The organism is Streptomyces sp. NPDC059900, from assembly GCF_050270335.1.
Taxonomy (GTDB): Bacteria; Actinomycetota; Actinomycetes; order Streptomycetales; family Streptomycetaceae; genus Streptomyces.
On sequence record NZ_JBNNJZ010000046.1, the window covers coordinates 1 to 15,691 of the forward strand.

The window sequence follows — 15,691 nt, forward strand, 5'->3', positions numbered from 1 at the left end:
GGGGCTGTGTACAGGTGCGGCTCCGCCGCGTGGGCGCGACCAGCCGTATCGGGGCCGCAGGTGTGCACTCAGGCCGCGGCGGCTGCGTGCACCGGGGCCGTCAGGGTGGTCATGCGCCGCGCGATCTGCTCGGCGGAGGCACGCTCCAGGCGGTCCACGATCGCGCCGTCCGCGAGGAAGAGCACCCGGTCCGCGTAGGCGGCCGCGGCCGGGTCGTGGGTGACCATGACGACGGTGGCGCCCATGCCGTGGACGGCCGAGCGCAGCAGGGCGAGGATCTCGGCGGCCGTGGTGGTGTCCAGGGCGCCGGTCGGCTCGTCCGCGAAGATCACGTCCGGGTCGGTGACCAGGGCGCGGGCGATCGCGACGCGCTGCTGCTGGCCTCCGGAGAGCTCGCCGGGGCGGCGCTTGTGCTTGTCGGCGCCGAGCCCGACGCGCTGGAGCAGCTCCGCGGCCCTGCGGCGGTCGGGGCGCCGGCCCGCCAGGCGCATCGGCAGGACGACGTTCTGCTCGACGGTCAGCGAGGGCAGCAGGTTGAAGGCCTGGAAGACGAAGCCGAGGCGGGTGCGGCGCAGCGCGGTGAGCTTGTTCTCGCTCATGGAGGTGATCTCCGTGCCGCCGAGGCGGACCGTGCCGTCGGTGGGCCGGTCAAGGCCGGCGGCGCACTGGAGGAAGGTGGACTTGCCGGAGCCGGAGGGGCCCATGACGGCGGTGAAGCTGCCGCGTTCCAGGGCGAGATCGATGCCGCTGAGGGCGTGCACGGCGCCGGAGCCCCTGCCGTACCTGCGGCGGACGCCGCGCAGTTCGACGGCCCAGTCGGTGCCGCGGGGCGCACCGGCGGGCATCGGGGGCACCGCTCCCGCGCGCCCCGCGGTTTGCTCGTCCGCCCCGGTTCGCTCGTCCGCCTCGGATCGCTTCTTGCGCCGCAGCCCCATCGTCCCGTCCGCCTTCCGTACGTAATACGCCCCTGATCGATGTCTCGAACGTACGGATCCGGGGGTGCTGTGGACCATGAGGTCCCCCGGCGAATCGGGGGTGGGGTTAGCCCCCGCAAGTCCGCGCGGGGGCCTGGCGGTTTCTGCGCCCGGGCGCCGCACAGATCGTTTGGTAAGCTAACTATTGACGCGCTCTTGACGCTCCCTTTGCCATTCGTGTGCGGCGGGTGCGTCGCCGACTACCAGGAGGAACGGGCCCATCGGACACGCAGACACCCTGATAGCCATGGGCGGCGCCTTTCTCGCCGCCGCCGTGCTCGCCCGCGTGGGCGGCCGCATCGGCCTCCCCACCATTCCGCTCTTCATCCTGGCCGGGATCCTTCTCGGCCCTCACACTCCCGGCGTGGTCCTGCTCTCCGACCCCCACGACCTGGAGATGCTCTCGGCGCTCGGCCTGGTGCTGCTGCTCTTCTACCTGGGCCTCGAGTTCCACATGGACGACCTCAAGACGGGCGGCCGCAAGATGGCCCTCGCCGGCGGGACGTACCTCGCGCTGAACGTCGGCGCGGGCCTCGGCTTCGGATTCGCCCTCGGCTGGGGCACCTCCGAGGCTCTGGTCCTCGCCGGGGTGCTCGGCATCTCGTCGTCGGCGATCGTCACCAAGGTGCTCGTCGACACCGGGCGGCTCGGCAATCCGGAGACCAAGCCGATCCTCGGCATCATCGTCGTCGAGGACATCTTCCTGGCGCTCTACCTCGCCGCGCTCCAGCCGATCCTGTCCGGCGCCGACAGCCTCTCGGCGGCCGTCATGGACGGCGGCAAGGCCTTCGGCTTCCTGCTGCTGCTCGCGCTCGCCGCGCGCTTCGGCACGAAGGTCGTCGGGCGCCTCATGGACACCCGTGACGACGAGTTGCTCGTCATCTCCTTCCTCGGAGTCGCGGTCTTCGTCGCCGGGGTCTCGGAGTGGTTCGGGGTCGCGGACGCGATCGGCGCCTTCATGGTCGGTCTGATGCTGGGCAGTACGGCGTCCGGCGAGCGCATCCGCACCCTCGTGCACCCCTTGCGGGACGCGTTCGGGGCGATCTTCTTCTTCGCCTTCGGGCTCTCGATCGACCCGGGCGACCTGCCCGTGGTGCTCTGGCCGGTGCTCGCCGCCGTGGCAGTGACGCTGCTCATGAACGTCCTGGCCGGAATCGGCGCGGCGCGCATCTACGGCTTCGGGGCAGGCCCCGCGGCCAACATCTCCACCACCCTGCTCGCGCGCGGCGAGTTCGCCCTGATCCTGGCGACCATGGCGGCCACCGCGGGGCTCGACGACCGCCTGTCCCCCTTCATCGCGGGGTACGTGCTGCTGCTCGCGGTGCTCGGCCCGCTGGCGGCGGGACGGTCGCACTGGCTGGCCCGGATCCTGCCGGGCGGGCGCAAGGCGGCTCCCGAGCCCGATCCGGAGCCGGAGTTGTCAGGCGCCCGGTGACGGCTCCCTGGAGATGAGCAGCAGTGCCCGGTCGTCGTTGACGTCCTTCGCGACCGCCTCGATCAGATGCCACGCGGCGCCGTGGAAGCCGCCCGCCACATAGCGGTCGGCTTCCCCGGTGAGGCGGTCGATGCCCTCGCTGATGTCGCGGTCGGAGGTCTCGACGATGCCGTCCGTGAACAGCATCAGGACATCGCCGGGGCGCAGGAGGCCCTTCACGGGGTCGAACTGCGCCCCGTCGTACACCCCGAGGAGCGGGCCCTCGGCGACCTTCTCCTCCCAGCGTCCGTTGCCCGCGCTGAGCTGGAGGCCCGGCGGGTGGCCCGCCGAGAAGAGTTCGTAGTCGCCGGTCTCCAGGTCGAGGACCAGATGGATCGAGGTCGCGAAGCCCTCGTCCCAGTCCTGGCGCAGGAGGTAGCCGTTGGCGGCGGTCAGGAACGCGTGCGGCGGGAGCGAGCCGAGCAGACCGCCGAAGGCGCCCGACAGGAGCAGGGCGCGGGAGCCCGCGTCCATGCCCTTGCCGGAGACGTCGGTGAGGACGACCTCCAGGGTGCGGCCGCCGTTCGTACGGGCCGCGACCACGAAGTCGCCCGAGAAGGACTGGCCGCCCGCGGGCCGCAGGGCCATCTCGCGGTGCCAGCCCGGCGGCAGCTTCGGCAGCTTGCTCTGCACGCGGATACGTTCGCGCAGGTCGAAGAGCATCGTTCCGCCGCCGCGCCAGGGCACGCCGACCCGGCTGCGGAACTGCGCGATGATCAGCCCGAAGAAGCCGCAGGCCGCGACGACCAGGACCACTCCGGGCGTGACCCGCGAGGGCCCTTGTGTGTACGGGCCGAGCTGGACGGACTCCACGATGAGGGCGGCGGCCGCCGTCGCGTACAGGCCGAGCAGGCTGGAGGGGCGCAGGAGCAGGCCCCCGGCGACGATCGGCAGGACAAGGGCCGCGGGCGAGCACCAGACGTTGTTGACGATGGTGCAGAACGCGATCACCGGGATCGTGACGAGCAGACCCGCGAGCGCGATCCAGTCCGAGCCGTCGCCTCTGAAGTAGTCCACCCCGGATTTGCGCAGCCCTATGCGAGCCCGGTGGATACGCTTCTTCATCCGGGCTGTGAACGTCTCGGCTTCCGCTCGCCTGCCTGCCATTGCTCCCGGACCCTATCCACCGGGCCTGGCACTTCGCACGGGAGGTGCCGGTTGTCCCCCGTCAGGGGCACCCCGCGGGCCCGCGAAAATCCTGTCGCTGCGCAAGCTTCTCCCTGGTAGGCATGGCATATGACGACGGAATTGCGGGATTTGCGCCAGGAAGACTGGGACGCGTACTACGGCACGCTGGAGCTCGCCTTCGGTGGTGTGGCCGAGGCGCAGGAGGAGCACGAGCTCTGGAACAAGCTGACCGAGTTCGACCGCTTCTTCGGCACATGGGAAGGCGAGACCTGCGTCGGTACGACGGGAGCGTTCAGTTTCCGCCTCTCCGTGCCGGGCGGTTCCCTGGTGGACACGGCCGGCGTGACGATGGTCAGCGTCGCGGCGACGCACCGGCGGCGCGGGATCCTGACGTCGATGATGCGGCGCCAGCTCGACGACGTACGTGCCAAGGGCGAATGCCTGGCGGTGCTCACCGCCTCCGAGCCCGCCATTTACGGACGGTTCGGGTACGGCGCGGCGACGCAGGCGCTGAAGGCCGAGATCGACACATCACGCGTACGTCTGTCGGTGCCGGCCGGGACCGATGACGTACGACTTCGGTACGCCAAGCCCGCCGACGTCCACGACGCGTGTGAGGCGCTGTACGCACGCCGGGTGAGCGAGCGCCCTGGAATGCTGGCCAGGCAGCCCGGCTGGGAGCGCCTCGGCCTGCTCGACCCGGAGAGCGAGCGGCACGGCGCGTCGCCCCTCCAGTGCGTGGTCGCCGAACGCGACGGAGAGCTCGTCGGGTACGCGCGCTACAGCGTGAAGCCCGACTGGGACGCGGCGGGCCCCAAGGGCGCGGTCCGGCTGCGCGATCTCGAAGCCCTCGACCCGGCGGCCAACGCGGCGCTGTGGCAGTTCCTGTTCGGCATCGACCTGACGTCGACGGTCGAGGTGCACAGCCGCCCCACGGACGACGCGGTGCTCCAGCTCGTCTCGGACGTGCGGCGCTGCCGCCTCAGGGTCGCGGACTCGCTCTATGTACGTCTGGTGGAGGTGGGGGCCGCCCTGGAGGCGCGCACCTACCGGGCGCCGGTGAACGTGGTGTTGGAGGTCGAGGACGCCTTCTGCCCCTGGAACGCGGGCCGTTGGCGGCTCAAGGGCGACCCGAAGGGCGCGATCTGCGAGCGCACGGAGGACGAAGCCGATCTCACCCTGTCCGTACGGGACTTGGCCTCGGCCTATCTCGGCGGTGTGTCCCTGACGTCACTCGCGGCCGCGGGCCGGGTGCGGGAGCTGCGCCAGGGAGCCCTGGCCGAAGCGTCGCTGGCCTTCGGCTCGGACGTGGCGCCCTGGCTGCCGCACGGCTTCTAGGCGGTCGATTCCACCTGCTGCTTCGGCTTGCGGGTCGCCAGATAGAGGGCGACCAGCCAGCCGATGAGCGAGGCGCCGAGGAAGATGTTGATGACGAGGACCACCCAGCGGAGCTCGACGTCCCGGTTGAAGGCGATGAGGGACGGCAGCAGATAGACGATCACGCCGAGGAGCACGAGCACGAAGCCGCCGAGCCCGCCGAAGGTGCCGAACATACTCAGGTGGCCTTTCGACGGGAGCGGCGGGCGCGCTGGCACTTGGGGCACCAGAAGAGGTTGCGGGCGGCGAGATCGGCGGTGCGGATCTCGCCGCCACAGATATAGCAGGGCATCGTGGCCCTGCGATACACGTACACCTCGCCGCCGTGGTCGTCCACACGCGGCGGGCGGCCCATCGCCTCCGGCGTGTGTTCGGGCCTGACGGTGTCGATGCGGTTGAGGCGCACGCCCTCGCGCATCAGGGCGACCAGGTCGTCCCAGATCGCCGTCCACTGGGCCTGCTTGATGTCCTTGCCCGGGGTGTACGGGTCGATGCCGTGCCGGAAGAGGACCTCGGCGCGGTAGACGTTGCCGACGCCCGCGATGACCTTCTGGTCCATGAGGAGGGCGGCGATGGTCGTGCGGCTGCGCGAGATGCGGGCGTAGGCCCTGTCCGGGTCGTCGTTCTCCCGCAGCGGGTCCGGGCCGAGGCGGGCGTGTATCGCCTGCTTCTCCTCGTCCGTGATGAGGGCGCAGGTCGTGGGGCCCCTGAGGTCCACGTACGCGTCCTTGGTGGCCAGGCGGAGGCGGACGGTGTCCGTGGGCGGGTTCGCGGCCGCCGTGCCGCCGAAGTTGACCTTGCCGAAGAGGCCGAGGTGGATGTGGATCCAGCCGGTTGCCTCGAAGCCGAGGAAGAGGTGCTTGCCGTGGGCCTCGGCGGTGTCCATCTCCTGACCGTCCAGGAGGGCCGCACTGTCGGAGAACTTGCCCTGGGGGCTGGTGACGCGGAGAGGGCCTCGCCCTTCGAAGCGCGCACGGTGGTCGTCCGCGAGGCGGTGAATCGTGTGCCCCTCAGGCACGGGGTCCTCCTGGGTCGGTCAGAGGCAGGGATTCTTTCCCCTACCCCGCCCCTTCCCGAAAACCGGCTGCGCCGGGGCGTCCTCAGACGCCGGACGGCTGAAAGACTCAGCCGTCCGGGCGGGGTCGGGGAGAGGGCCCTACTGCTGCGGGTGGTGTGCCGGGATCTCGGGGAGCTCGCCCGTGGTCTCGTAGCGGGCCAGCATTTCGATGCGGCGGGTGTGGCGCGCCTCGTCCGAGTACGGCGTGGCCAGGAAGATCTCGACGAACTTCGTCGCCTCTTCCTGCGTGTGCATCCGCCCGCCGATCGAGATGACGTTCGCGTCGTTGTGCTCACGCCCGAGGGCAGCCGTCTGCTCGCTCCAGGCGAGAGCGGCCCGCACCCCCTTCACCTTGTTCGCGGCGATCTGCTCGCCGTTGCCGGAGCCCCCGATCACGATGCCGAGCGACTGGGGGTCCGCCGCCGTCTTCTCCGCGGCGCGGAGGCAGAAGGGGGGGTAGTCGTCCTGGGCGTCATAGATGTGGGGCCCGCAGTCGACGGGCTCGTGGCCGTGGCTCTTGAGCCACTCGACCAGGTGGTTCTTCAGTTCGTAGCCGGCATGATCCGAGCCGAGGTACACGCGCATGCGAATGAGTGTGGCACGTCGCGGGGCGGGTAGCGGCGACCGGGGGCCGGACCTTGGTCACCCTCGGTCACCAGGTCTAGGCCATCGGGCCGTAATGCAACGATCCGGAGTCGGGTCTTCCGTCACGTCCACCCCTGAGTTTGAATGCGGGGGCTCGTGACCCGAGAACTTAAGGATTCGTCCATGACCTCGCAACCCTCCCTTGCGAAGGCAGACCACAGCCCCAACGAACCTGGGGATCCGCGGTCTGGCGACACCGGTGACGGCCTCAAGGCCGGGCTGAAGAACCGCCACCTCTCCATGATCGCCATCGGCGGCGTCATCGGAGCGGGCCTCTTCGTCGGCTCCAGCTCCGGTATCGCCGCCGCCGGACCCGCCATCCTCGTCTCGTACGCCCTGGTCGGCGCGATGGTGGTCCTCGTCATGCGGATGCTCGGTGAGATGGCCGCCGCACGGCCCACCTCGGGCTCCTTCTCCACCTACGCGGACCAGGCCCTCGGCCGCTGGGCCGGTTTCTCCATCGGCTGGCTCTACTGGTTCTTCTGGGTCGTCGTCCTCGCGGTGGAGGCCACCGCGGGCGCCGTCATCCTCAACGGCTGGATACCGGCCGTACCGCAGTGGGGCTGGGCACTCATCGTGATGGTGGTGCTCACCGCGACCAACCTCGTCTCGGTCGGCTCCTACGGCGAGTTCGAGTTCTGGTTCGCCGGGATCAAGGTCGTCGCCATCGGCGGCTTCGTGATCATCGGTCTGCTCGCCGTCTTCGGCGTGCTGCCCGGCTCCGACAACCCCGGCGCCGGATTCGCGCACCTCACCGACGCGGGCGGCTTCATGCCCAAGGGCGCGGGCGCGATCCTCACCGGTGTGCTCATGGTCGTCTTCTCCTTCATGGGCTCGGAGATCGTCACGCTGGCCGCCGGTGAGTCCGAGGACCCGCAGCGCGCCGTCACCAAGGCGACGAACAGCGTCATCTGGCGTATCGGCGTCTTCTACCTGGGCTCGATCTTCGTCGTCATCACGCTCCTGCCGTGGAACGACAAGTCGATCGTCAAGGACGGTTCGTACGTCGCCGCACTGAACTCGATCGGCATCCCGCACGCCGGTCAGGTCATGAACGTCATCGTCCTCACCGCCGTGCTCTCCTGTCTCAACTCGGGCCTCTACACCGCGTCGCGCATGGCCTTCTCGCTCGGCCAGCGCGGTGACGCGCCCAGGGCCTTCGCGCGCACCAACGCGCGCGGTGTGCCGCAGGCCGCGATCCTCGGCTCCGTCGTGTTCGGCTTCATCGCCGTCTGGTTCAACTACCAGTGGCAGGACACCGTCTTCGACTTCCTGCTGAACTCGTCCGGCGCGGTGGCGCTCTTCGTCTGGCTGATGATCGCGTTCACACAGCTGCGGATGCGCGGCATCATCCTGCGCGAGCAGCCGGAGAAGCTCGTCGTGAAGATGTGGCTCTTCCCGTACCTGACCTGGGTCACGATCGCGATGATCTCGTTCGTGCTCGTCTACATGCTGACCGACGAGGCCGGACGCAAGCAGGTCCTGCTCTCGCTGCTCGCCGCGGCGTTCGTGGTGGTGTTCTCCCTCGTACGGGAGAAGGTGCGGCCCCGCAGCGACGCGGCCGAGGCCGCCGTCACCGACCTCGGCAACGACTCGGTCGACGCCTAGCCGGTCCCGCCGGACGGTGGCGCGGTCGACGTGCCCGCCACCGTCGGCGGAGGCGTGCTCGGTCCGGGCGGCGCGCCGCCGCCCGGATCGCGCGCGGTTAAGAACATCACGGCCGCCACGGCGCCCGCGACCAGCAGGACCACGGCGGTCAGCGCGCGGGGCCGCCAGTCGGGCAGCTGGATGCGCCGGGTCACCGGGGTTCCGTACTCCGCAGACTTCAAAGACTCCGGCGGCTCCGGCGGCCTCAGCGGTGCCGCGAGCACCGCGCGCAGGGCCGCCTCCGTCTCGTCGAGATCCGGCCGCCGCTCCGGCTCCTTGACCAGGAGCGCGCCGAGCACCGGACGCAGGCCGCCGGCTTCCGGCGGCAGTTCGGGCGGCTCGTGCAGGACCGCGACCAGCGTGTTCAGGCTCGAATCACGGGCGAAGGGCGAGCTGCCGCGCAGCGCCGTGCAGAGCGTCGCCCCCAGGGACCAGAGGTCGGACGGCGGGCCCTGCCGCGCGCCGGAGATCCGCTCGGGCGCCATGTACTCGGGCGAGCCCACAAGGAGGCCCGTCTGCGTCAGGCGGCCCGTGTCCTCAAGGGCGGCGATGCCGAAATCGGTGAGGACGACCCGGTCGGCGGGCCCCCGCGGGCTGAGCAGGACGTTCTCCGGCTTGATGTCACGGTGCAGGACACCCGCCGCGTGCACCCTGCGCAGCGCCGCCACCAGGGCGAGGCCCACGCGCGCCGCGTCGTGCTCGTCCAGGGGCCCCTCTTCGTCGACGTACCGTGCCAGGGAACGCGCGTCGATCAGTTCCATGACGATCCAGAGGCGGCCGTCCTCCTCGGCGACGTCATAGACGCGTACGACACCGGAGTGGTCGATCCGTGCGCTGGCCCGCGCCTCGCGCAGCGCGCGTTCTCTGCGGACCCGGGTGTCCTCCGACTCGGGGCCCTCGAATCCCGCGTCGATCCGCATCTCCTTGACCGCGACACCGCGGTCCAGAAGCTCGTCGGCCGCGCGCCACACGCGGCCCATTCCTCCCTGGCCGATGACGGCGAGCAGGCGGTAGCGGCCCGCGACCACGCGAAGCTCCGGCATGGGTTCACCCCCAACCCTCCTCTCATGACAGCACAGTTCACGGAATTGACGAAGGCCCGGAAAACTTGACGGCAGATGTCAGGTTTCCCGGGGAAGCTCTGATCCGTCAGCAAGGACTTCCTGGAGGATCACCGTGGACTTCACCGATGGGCGACTCGTGTTCCGGCCCGGCGACGACGGGTACGACGAGGAGATCGCCGGATTCCAGACCGGTTTCGCGCAGCGGCCCGCGATCGTGTTCGCGGCCGGGAGCGCCGATGACGTCGTCGCCGCCGTGTCGTACGCCGCGGATGCCGGTCTGCCCGTCGGGGTGCAGGCCACCGGGCACGGGCTTCCGGGGTCGTCGCAGGGCGGCGTTCTGATCAGCACCCGCCGGATGGACTCCGTCGAGATCGATGCGGACGCGCGCACGGTCACCGTGGGCGCGGGTGTCCGCTGGGGCCAGGTGGTGGAGGCCGCGGCGGCGCACGGGCTCGCGCCGCTGAACGGTTCGGCGCCGGGCGTGGGCGCCGTCTCGTACACGCTGGGCGGCGGGCTCGGCATCCTGGCGCGGGAGTTCGGGTACGCGGCCGACCACGTCAGACGGCTCGACGTCGTCACGGCGGACGGCACGCTGCGCCACGTCACGCAGGAGAGCGAGCCGGAGCTGTTCTGGGGGCTGCTCGGCGGGGGCGCGAACCTGGGGGTGGTGACGGCCCTGGAGATCGGCCTGGTGCCGGTGGCGCGGCTCTACGGCGGGGCGATCGAGTTCGACGGGCGCGAGGTGGACCCCGCGCGGGTGCTGCGGGCGTACGAGGCGTGGACGCGGACCGTGCCGGACGAGCTGACCTCGTCGGTGGCGGCCCTCGTCTATCCGGACATGCCGCAGCTGCCGCCCCATCTGCGGGGCCGCTATCTCGTCACCGTCCGGGTCGCCTACACGGGCTCCGAGGCGGCGGGCGAGCGCCTGGTGGCGCCGCTGCGGGAGATCGGGCCCGTCGTGTCGGACTCGCTGCGGGAGATGCCGTACACCGACAGCCACACGATCCACAGCGACCCGGACTTCCCGCACTCCTACTACGGGGACAGCGTGGCGGTGGCCGGGCTGGACGTCGACGCGGCGATCGAGCTGCTGGCGCTGACCGGTCCGGCCGCCGAGAAGATGCACGTCGTGCAGATCAACCAGCTGGGCGGGGCGCTCGCGAAGCCCGCGGGCAACGCGGTGCCCCACCGGGGCGCGGGGTGGCTGGTGCGGGTGCTCTCGCCCTTCCAGGGCGGCGACGGCACGGATCTGGACGCGGTGCGGGCCGTGCAGGACCGGGCGTTCGGGCTCTTCGCGCCGGCGGCCGTGGGGCGGTTGCTCAACTTCGCGTTCGCCGCCGGGGAACGGGGCGACGGGGCCGGGGGCGACGGGCTTTACGACGCCGGTACGCAAAAGAGGCTCGCCGGTCTCAAGGCCACGTACGACCCGGCGAACCTCTTCAGGCGGAACTACGGCGTGGGGAAAGCCGGTTGAGCCGGCGCACACGCCGGTCGGGCCAGCGGTCGGGCTAGCGGTCGAGCAGCTTCCACGCCGTGGGCAGCGCGCCCATCGCGAGCGCGGCCTTCAGGGCGTCGCCGATCAGGAAGGGCGTGAGTCCGGCGGCGACGGCCTGGGTCAGCGACATGCCGGTCGCGGCGGCGAGGTACGGGACGCCGACCGCGTAGATGATCGCGGAGCCGAGCACCATCGTGCCCGCGGTGCGCAGGACGGAGCGGTCGCCGCCGCGGCGGGCGAGGGCGCCGACCACGGTGGCGGCGAGCAGCATGCCGAGGACGTAGCCGAGGGACGGCGCGGCGACGCCGGAGCCCGCCTGGGCGAACCACGGCATGCCGGCCATGCCGACGAGGGCGTACACGGCGAGGGAGAGGAAGCCGCGGCGGGCGCCGAGGGCGGTGCCGACGAGGAGGGCGGCGAAGGTCTGTCCCGTCACCGGCACGGGGGAGCCCGGCACGGGCACCGCGATCTGGGCCGCTATGCCGGTGAGGGCGGCGCCGCCGAGGACGAAGGCCGCGTCCTTCGCGCGGGACGCGGGGAGCAGGTCCGCGAGGACCTGACCGGGACGGGAAGAGACGGCGGCGATGCTCATCGGGACTCCGCGGGTTCTGGGACGGGCAGGTGGGACCCCGCGACGCTATCCCGGGCCGGGGCGGCTTTCACCGGCGGTGAGTGACAAGGCACCGGGTGCCCCGGTGGTGGGCTTCGCACAAAGCGCTGGGTGTACCCCTGCGGGGGGCGTGATGCTCGTCACTGAGGTGGGACCTTCGGAGTCCCGTTTTGCGCGGGGGGCTCCTGCCCAGGGAGACTGTAGGTTCCCGCCAATTTCTTTGTGATCCCGAGAGCAGCGCTGAGCACCATGCACGACGCACCCCCCGATTCATCGGCGCCCGGCAGCGGGAACACGGCAGAGCCTCTCGGCGGTGGTCTGAAGCAGCGTCACCTCACCATGCTGGGGCTCGGCGGTGTCATCGGGGCCGGGTTGTTCGTCGGCTCCGGAGCCGGGATCGCTGTCGCCGGGCCCGGCATCGTCGTCTCGTATCTCATCGCCGGTGCGCTGGCGATGTGCGTGATGCGGATGCTCGGCGAGATGTCGGCGGCGATGCCCGCGTCCGGGTCCTTCTCGGTGCACGCGGAGCGCGCGCTCGGCCGCTGGGCGGGGTTCAGCGTCGGGTGGCTCTACTGGTTCCTGCTGGTGGTCGTGCTCGCCGTGGAGGCAACCGGCGCGGCGCAGATCGCCAACGGCTGGGTGCAGGGCGTTCCGCAGTGGGCCTGGGTCCTCGTCTTCATGCTGGTGTTCACGGCGGCCAACCTCGCCGCCGTGAAGAACTTCGGCGAGTTCGAGTTCTGGTTCGCCGCCCTGAAGGTCTTCGCGATCGTCGCGTTCCTCGTCCTCGGGCTGCTCGCGATCTTCGGGGTGCTGCCCGACACGGAGCCCGCGGGCCTGACCAACCTCACGGGGCAGGGCGGGTTCCTGCCCAACGGCTGGGAGGGCGTGATCTCCGGCGTGCTCGCCGTGGTCTTCGCCTTCGGCGGCCTGGAGGTCGTGACGATCGCCGCCGCCGAGTCCGACGACCCGGTGCGCTCGGTGGCCCGCGCGGTGCGCAGCGCCGTCTACCGCATCCTCTTCTTCTACGTCGGCTCGATGCTCGTCATCGTGACGGTCCTTCCGTGGACGGCGGAAAAGGCGGGCGTCAGTCCGTATGTGACGGTCCTGGACTCGATCGGGGTGCCGTCCGCGGGCACGATCATGAACATCGTGGTGTTCGTGGCGCTGCTCTCGGCGCTGAACGCCAATCTCTACGGCTCGTCCCGGATGGTCTTTTCGCTCGCCGAGCGCGGCGAGGCCCCCAAGGCCCTCCTGAAGGTGTCGGGCGGCGGGGTCCCGCGCCGGGCCGTGCTCGCGTCGGTGGCCTTCGGCTTCGTGTCCGTCGTGCTCAATCTGAAGTGGCCCGACTCGGTCTTCCTCTACATGCTCAACTCGGTCGGCGCGGTGCTCCTCTTCGTCTGGGCGCTGATCGCGGTCTCGCAGCTGCGCCTGCGTCGGCGCATCGAGCGCGAGGCGCCCGAGCGGCTCGTCCTGCGGATGTGGGCGTTCCCGTATCTGACGTGGGCGGCCCTCGCGGCGATGGCGGCCGTGCTCGGGCTGATGCTGACCGACGAAGGGGCGCGGCCGCAGCTGCTGTGGTCGGCGGGCGCGACGGGGCTCGTGCTCGCGGTCGCCGGGCTGCGGGAGTGGCGCGCGGCGCGCACGAAGCGGGCGTGAGGCGGGCGTGAGGCGGCCTGCGGGCGTCATGAAGCGGGCGTGAACATTTCGTGCCCGTCGCTTCACAACGTGTGAGCGTGGTGTCCGTATAGCGGTCAGGTGTTCCCTGTCAGCGGTGCCGGACTTCAGACTGTGGGCCGCTCGCACCCCCCACTTCAGCTACTGAACAGGGCACGCCCATGTCTCGGATGTCCACTCCCCAGGACACCCCCAAGGACGCAGCACCCGAAGAGGCCCCCAAGGCCGATTCGCCGCTCGTCCACGGCCTCAAGCAGCGGCACCTCTCGATGATCGCCCTCGGCGGCGTGATCGGCGCCGGACTCTTCGTGGGCTCCGGGGCGGGCATCGCCGCGGCCGGGCCCTCGATCGTCCTCGCCTACGCGATATCCGGCGCGCTCGTCATGCTCGTGATGCGCATGCTCGGCGAGATGTCGGCCGCGAACCCTGCGTCCGGCTCCTTCTCGGTCCACGCCGAGCGGGCGATCGGCCCCTGGGCGGGCTTCACCGCGGGCTGGGGCTTCTGGTTCCTGCTCTGTGTCGCCGTCGGCCTGGAGGGCATCGGCGCCGCGGACATCATGGTGGGCTGGTTCCCCGGTACGCCGCAGTGGGCCTGGGTCGCCCTGTTCATGCTGGTGTTCTGCGGGGCCAACCTGACGGCCGTGAAGAACTTCGGCGAGTTCGAGTTCTGGTTCGCCGCCCTCAAGGTCGGCGCCATCGCGCTCTTCCTGGGCATCGGCGTCCTCGCGATCCTCGGCATCCTGCCCGGCTCGGACGTCTCCGCGCCCGGCACCGCGAACCTCACCGGCGAGGGCGGCTTCATGCCGAAGGGCACGGACGGCCTGATCATCGGCCTCCTCGCGTCCGTCTTCGCGTACGGCGGTCTGGAGACCGTCACGATCGCGGCGGCCGAGTCCGAGAAGCCGGTCCAGAGCGTCGCCAAGGCCGTGCGCACCGCGATGTGGCGCATCGCCGTCTTCTACGTCGGCTCGATGCTCGTCGTCGTCACGCTGCTGCCGTGGGACAACAAGGAGGTCGCCGAGAAGGGCCCGTACGTCGCCACACTCGACCACCTGGGCATCCCCGGCGCCGGTCAGATCATGAACGTCGTCATCCTGATCGCCCTGCTCTCCGCGATGAACGCCAACATCTACGGCGCGTCGCGCATGTCGTACTCCCTGATCGAGCGCGGCCAGGGCCCCAAGGTGCTCGGCCGCATCTACAGCGGCGTCCCGCGCCTGGCGGTCCTCGCGTCCTCGGTCTTCGGCTTCGTCTGCGTCCTGCTCAGCTACTGGCGCCCGGACGACGTCTTCCCGTGGCTCCTGAACATGATCGGCGCCATGATCCTGGTCGTCTGGATCTTCATCGCCGCCTCGCAGCTGATCCTGCGCCGCAGGACGGAGCGCGAGGAGCCGCAGAAGCTGGTCGTGAAGATGTGGGCGTACCCGTTCCTGACGTGGGTGGCGCTCGCCGGGATGGCGTACATCTTCTACCTGATGACCCAGCAGCCCGACACACGCAAGCAACTCCTCGCGACGGGCGCGCTGACCCTGGTGCTCGCGATCATCGGCATCGTGCGCCAGAAGCTGGCCGAGCGTCCGGCGCCGGCGGCCGCCGAGTAGGACATCGCCGTACACGAAGGGGCCCGGGTCGACGTCGACCCGGGCCCCTTCGGCGTACCCGCAGGTCCTAGGACGAAGGGCTGATCATCCCCGCCCTGCCCGCGCATACTTCTGCTGCTAGCCTGCACTTGCATATAGGTTGCAATAAGCGTTGCACTACAGCAGAGCAGCAGTCGGAGGGCTCGGATCATGGCCATTTACACGCTTCCTGAACTTCCGTACGACTACGCGGCGCTCGAGCCGGTCATCAATCCCCAGATCGTCGAGCTGCACCACGACAAGCACCACGCGGCGTACGTGAAGGGCGCGAACGACACCCTTGAGCAGCTGGAGGAGGCGCGCGACAAGGAGAGCTGGGGCGCCATCAACGGCCTGGAGAAGAACCTGGCCTTCCACCTCTCCGGCCACATCCTGCACAGCATTTACTGGCACAACATGAACAGCCCGAAGGACGGCGGCGGCGGTGAGCCGCTTGCCGCGGACGGTGTGGGTGACCTCGCGGACGCCATCACCGAGTCCTTCGGCTCCTTCGCCAAGTTCAAGGCCCAGCTGACCAAGGCCTCGGCGACCACGCAGGGTTCGGGCTGGGGCGTGCTCGCCTACGAGCCGCTGAGCAACCGCCTCATCGTCGAGCAGGTCTACGACCACCAGGGCAACGTCGGCCAGGGCTCGACGCCGATCCTGGTCTTCGACGCCTGGGAGCACGCCTTCTACCTGCAGTACAAGAACCAGAAGGTCGACTTCATCGAGGCCATGTGGGCCGTCGTCAACTGGCAGGACGTGTCGAAGCGTTACGCGGCGGCCAAGCAGCGCGTGAACAGCCTGCTGCTGGCCCCGTAAGGCTCCGCGCCCCCTGAAACGCCCTGCCTCGTGATCGTCTTCTCAACTTTCGCCGAGGCAGGCGGATAGAGGAAAGACCCCCGTGAGGACGTGACTCACGGGGGT

14 protein-coding genes are annotated in these 15,691 nt (G+C 70.4%); 7 read left to right on the forward strand and 7 right to left on the reverse strand.

From position 1 onward, the window contains the following. Window positions 1-68 precede the first annotated feature (68 nt). Window positions 69-935: an ABC transporter ATP-binding protein gene (locus ACQKIP_RS10060; RefSeq protein WP_365857766.1), complete on the reverse strand. Its 867-nt coding sequence runs from the start codon at window positions 933-935 to the stop codon at window positions 69-71. A 286-nt stretch (window positions 936-1,221) separates the two neighbouring features. Here ACQKIP_RS10060 and ACQKIP_RS10065 point away from each other — a divergent pair, with 286 nt between their 5' ends. Beyond that, window positions 1,222-2,409 carry a cation:proton antiporter gene (locus ACQKIP_RS10065; protein ID WP_365857764.1) on the forward strand — a complete coding sequence of 396 codons (1,188 nt, stop codon included), beginning with the start codon at window positions 1,222-1,224 and terminating at the stop codon, window positions 2,407-2,409. Here ACQKIP_RS10065 and ACQKIP_RS10070 read toward each other — a convergent pair. After that, complete coding sequence (locus ACQKIP_RS10070; protein WP_365857762.1) at window positions 2,395-3,555, reverse strand: PP2C family protein-serine/threonine phosphatase; 1,161 nt, start codon at window positions 3,553-3,555, stop codon at window positions 2,395-2,397. The genes ACQKIP_RS10065 and ACQKIP_RS10070 overlap by 15 nt on opposite strands. Before the next feature lie 129 nt (window positions 3,556-3,684). Between ACQKIP_RS10070 and ACQKIP_RS10075 the strand changes: the two genes are divergently transcribed. Then, window positions 3,685-4,914, forward strand: coding sequence for a GNAT family N-acetyltransferase (locus ACQKIP_RS10075; RefSeq protein ID WP_365857760.1), 1,230 nt, complete (start codon window positions 3,685-3,687; stop codon window positions 4,912-4,914). Here ACQKIP_RS10075 and ACQKIP_RS10080 read toward each other — a convergent pair. The 3 genes from ACQKIP_RS10080 to ACQKIP_RS10090 all read right to left on the reverse strand — a co-directional run bounded on the left by ACQKIP_RS10080 (window position 4,911) and on the right by ACQKIP_RS10090 (window position 6,595). After that, window positions 4,911-5,129: a superinfection immunity protein gene (locus tag ACQKIP_RS10080; protein ID WP_365857758.1), complete on the reverse strand. Its 219-nt coding sequence runs from the start codon at window positions 5,127-5,129 to the stop codon at window positions 4,911-4,913. The two genes, ACQKIP_RS10075 and ACQKIP_RS10080, sit on opposite strands and share 4 nt — an antisense overlap. 2 nt (window positions 5,130-5,131) lie before the next feature. Next, on the reverse strand, window positions 5,132-5,971 hold the full coding sequence (locus ACQKIP_RS10085; protein WP_365857756.1) for an Fpg/Nei family DNA glycosylase: 840 nt from the start codon (window positions 5,969-5,971) through the stop codon (window positions 5,132-5,134). A 138-nt stretch (window positions 5,972-6,109) separates the two neighbouring features. Continuing rightward, window positions 6,110-6,595, reverse strand: coding sequence for a ribose-5-phosphate isomerase (locus ACQKIP_RS10090; RefSeq protein WP_365857754.1), 486 nt, complete (start codon window positions 6,593-6,595; stop codon window positions 6,110-6,112). A 183-nt stretch (window positions 6,596-6,778) separates the two neighbouring features. On the opposite strand from ACQKIP_RS10090, the gene ACQKIP_RS10095 reads away from it, so the two are divergent. After that, complete coding sequence (locus ACQKIP_RS10095) at window positions 6,779-8,263, forward strand: amino acid permease (RefSeq protein WP_365857752.1); 1,485 nt, start codon at window positions 6,779-6,781, stop codon at window positions 8,261-8,263. Here ACQKIP_RS10095 and ACQKIP_RS10100 read toward each other — a convergent pair. After that, window positions 8,260-9,345, reverse strand: coding sequence for a serine/threonine-protein kinase (locus ACQKIP_RS10100; protein WP_427742746.1), 1,086 nt, complete (start codon window positions 9,343-9,345; stop codon window positions 8,260-8,262). The two genes, ACQKIP_RS10095 and ACQKIP_RS10100, sit on opposite strands and share 4 nt — an antisense overlap. Before the next feature lie 133 nt (window positions 9,346-9,478). On the opposite strand from ACQKIP_RS10100, the gene ACQKIP_RS10105 reads away from it, so the two are divergent. Next, window positions 9,479-10,840: an FAD-binding oxidoreductase gene (locus tag ACQKIP_RS10105; RefSeq protein ID WP_365857748.1), complete on the forward strand. Its 1,362-nt coding sequence runs from the start codon at window positions 9,479-9,481 to the stop codon at window positions 10,838-10,840. A 34-nt stretch (window positions 10,841-10,874) separates the two neighbouring features. Here ACQKIP_RS10105 and ACQKIP_RS10110 read toward each other — a convergent pair whose 3' ends face one another. Further along, window positions 10,875-11,453, reverse strand: coding sequence for a biotin transporter BioY (locus ACQKIP_RS10110; protein WP_361828333.1), 579 nt, complete (start codon window positions 11,451-11,453; stop codon window positions 10,875-10,877). A gap of 267 nt (window positions 11,454-11,720) precedes the next feature. On the opposite strand from ACQKIP_RS10110, the gene ACQKIP_RS10115 reads away from it, so the two are divergent. The 3 genes from ACQKIP_RS10115 to ACQKIP_RS10125 all read left to right on the forward strand — a co-directional run bounded on the left by ACQKIP_RS10115 (window position 11,721) and on the right by ACQKIP_RS10125 (window position 15,586). Next, window positions 11,721-13,127 carry an amino acid permease gene (locus tag ACQKIP_RS10115; protein ID WP_365857746.1) on the forward strand — a complete coding sequence of 469 codons (1,407 nt, stop codon included), beginning with the start codon at window positions 11,721-11,723 and terminating at the stop codon, window positions 13,125-13,127. A gap of 179 nt (window positions 13,128-13,306) precedes the next feature. Then, window positions 13,307-14,746, forward strand: a complete 1,440-nt coding sequence (locus tag ACQKIP_RS10120; RefSeq protein WP_365857744.1) for an amino acid permease — start codon at window positions 13,307-13,309, stop codon at window positions 14,744-14,746. 189 nt (window positions 14,747-14,935) lie between these two features. Next, a complete protein-coding gene (locus ACQKIP_RS10125) occupies window positions 14,936-15,586 on the forward strand; it encodes a superoxide dismutase (protein ID WP_365857742.1) in 651 nt (216 codons plus the stop codon). Window positions 15,587-15,691 lie beyond the last annotated feature (105 nt).